This window comes from Paramuribaculum intestinale (genome assembly GCF_003024925.1).
Classification (GTDB): Bacteria; Bacteroidota; Bacteroidia; order Bacteroidales; family Muribaculaceae; genus Paramuribaculum; species Paramuribaculum intestinale.
The window spans coordinates 1-3,002 of the sequence record NZ_PUED01000241.1 but is presented as its reverse complement, the minus strand read 5'-3'; the positions used below and the strand labels follow the sequence as shown (position 1 = coordinate 3,002).

The window sequence follows — 3,002 nt, the reverse complement described above, 5'->3', positions numbered from 1 at the left end:
GCTTGTGCCTCTGTGCGTATGGCATTGAATCGTCGTTGTGTTCCATCCTCATTGCGTATTGTCAGATTCTCTTCATAGTTGGAAATAGCTCCACTTGTCAAAACTGCTTTGCTCGACACTTGTCGGCCTAATGGAAATGCCACAATTCTGATAGACGTGGCCGGTTCACGTGCAGTAGCAGTGTCAAACACGAAGTATTTTGCGCCTTCGGGAATGGAATCCAATTGAAGGATAGCGAAATCTTGCTCAGCATTATTCCACAACAATCGTGCATTTGTCTGAAACAAACGGTCTCCAAAATTCAGCGTGAATTTGAACTTGGAATTACCCTCTACAACGTGACTTGCAGTTATCACATATCTGTTATTCACGGAGATTATAAATGCTGTTCCCATCCCTTTTTCGCTTTCCAAAAGCCCGACCGAATTATAGATGTCATTACCCTGGGTCACACCGAACTGTTCGTCTTCTGCTGTGCAATCAATCGTTCCGTCAAAGCTACTTTCGGTAATGCCGACCGAAATGTCCGCCACATCTTGTGCTGAGTTTGATGGATGACTGACCGTGTCGCTGTAATTCGGAAAATCGCATGGGAATATGCGCTGTGCAAAATCCCGGTCGTTTCGCTGTTCCGGGGTTCCTTTAATGAAGCGGTCATCACGATTCGCGCAAAGAATTCCAAGCAAATTCTCAGCTTCCCCAGCATTACCGAAACTATGTCCGCGCTGAAGTGACGCAAAATATGATATGCCTGCAATCCGACACTGCTCAGAATCCATGATTGTATTAGGGGCGGTTTCTACTTTTCTGACGAGAATTTCATAAAGATCTTCGTTGGAATAGTCACTGAACGGAACCTCCTTGAATCGGCGGGGCAAACCGGCATTTACATTCATCAGTTCGCACATATCTTGCGGATACCCGGCCATGATTACTGACAACTTGTTTTTGTATTCAAGAAGTTCGACATTGGCAACGATGTCTGCGACCACGCGTGGACTCTCTCTTAGCTGATAGGCCTCATCGATGAAAAGAACTTTTCCGATGTTGTCCTCAAATAGTTTTTTGACATCTGCAGGTGTGTAAGGCAACAAATCGTTTCCAGACACTTCCGTAATAATATTCCCTTTTGACGGAGGGAAAACGCCAAGCCCCTCAAGTACACGACCAATTATTCTCGCCACAGTAGTTTTGCCTGTACCGGGATTTCCTGTAAACAGGAAATTCAGTTTAGGCAATTGAGGCGTATAGTTGTCTATGAGCTGGAGTTTTATTCTGTCGGCTACAAGTTTGTTGACAATACTTGACACTTCTGCTTTCACTTCCTGTTGTCCCAATATGCCATTCAGTTCAGCAAGTATAGAGCCGTCTTTAATGAGCGATTCGTCCACCAATATCCTTAATTCATTAGGAAGATGCGCTGTGTCAAGGGCCTCGTGGGTGTTAAGTGATGTATAGTGACTTACGATTTGATTAATTAAATTTTCCATATCGCCCACATTACCAAATTTTTTGTTTCTGTAAGCCCATTTGGATCTGATAATACCCTTTAATGATTTATGGAAGTTTTCTGTAGTAGGGACTTTAATCATTTTTGATGCAATCCGATACAAGACATCAGGCGAATAGTCTTTGAATTCAAAAAATCCCAGTTCATTGAACCTTCTTCTGAATCCCTTGTTGCCTTCATTGATAAGGTCTGTAATCTCGTCAGTATAACCTGCAAGTATCACCAACGAGTCATCGTTGTCTTCCATGAACTGAATCAGGACTTCGATTGCTTCGGCCCCATAGTTTACATCTCCATGAGAGTTTTTTCCTGACATCAGACCATAAGCCTCATCAATGAAAAGTATGCCTCCTCTTGCCTTCTCGCAGACAGCCCTCGTTTTAGGACGGGTCTCGCCGATGTATTGTCCTATGAGTTCATCACAAGATACCTTCACGAAATGCCCTTTGGGCAAGAGACCATCTTCACGCAATATGTCACCGAACAATCGTGCAACTGTGCTCTTGCCGGTACCGGGACTTCCCATCAGAGCCATGTGTGGCCTAAACCTACCACTACCACTCCTCCTACGGTGAGCTGCTAATGCCTGACGATAGAGTGCGAACTGTTCGCGAATATTGTCGATTCCCTCCAGCGAATTAAGCTTGTCAATCGCTTTCACGGTATCCATTCTTTCGATCATTTCATCTAAATTGTCGCAATCTAAATAATCGCATATCAAAGAGAGATTACTTTTACCGGAAGCCATACCTTGCCACAGCCTAAGCGTTATGAAGTCCCATTCGATTTTTCCGAAAAGATGAGGCAGACCTTCCTTTGTCATGAGCCTTCGGCGGTTAAGCATATTGCCGATTTCATCTCTAAAGGGGTCACCTAAGAAAAATACGGTCTTGTCTTTTCGACCTCCTTCCACAATTTTACCTGTATTGTCATCGTCTTGCCCAATGTCTTTCTTTATTAAATCCTTGAAGGGACTTAAAAACAACAGTTCGTCAGACGCTGAATCAAAAGCCTGTGTGAAAAGCTTTGCTGAATCGAAATCGTATAAGCTTATAATTTTTATGGCCAGCTTGTTCCTACGATAATCTGTCTTAAGGTCATTCCATAAATTCAATATGACTCTTCTCTGGTCATCATCAAATTTCAGCGTGGTAGGTGTGACAAATACGACGGCAAGTTTTTTATGTGGATTTCGTTTGGAGTATGCAAAAATTTCCTTGAAGAAACCTTCAGATTGTTCTACTCTGAATCGCCGTTGGTTTCCAGATGATTCAATCCTGATTGATGCATGATGTGACTGTTCGGTGGATTTAGGAGTGCTTGTATTGGAAATATTTGATATATTTCGACTTTTGCTCATTGGACCTTTTCCAATAAAGAAATCTTTTTTCCTTGTAGGCTCATTCGAGTCACCTTTTTCAGAGGAAAAGTTGAAGAACTCCAAAAGCGGTTCTTCTTCATATGAGAACGCTTTGTCATCATAGAATAAGCT

Annotated in this window: 1 protein-coding gene; it reads right to left on the bottom strand. The window is 42.7% G+C overall.

All coding sequences use genetic code 11. The features are described from left to right. The coding region (locus C5O24_RS12165) for an AAA family ATPase (RefSeq protein ID WP_133165575.1) at nucleotides 1–3,002 on the bottom strand (3,002 nt) is incomplete at both ends.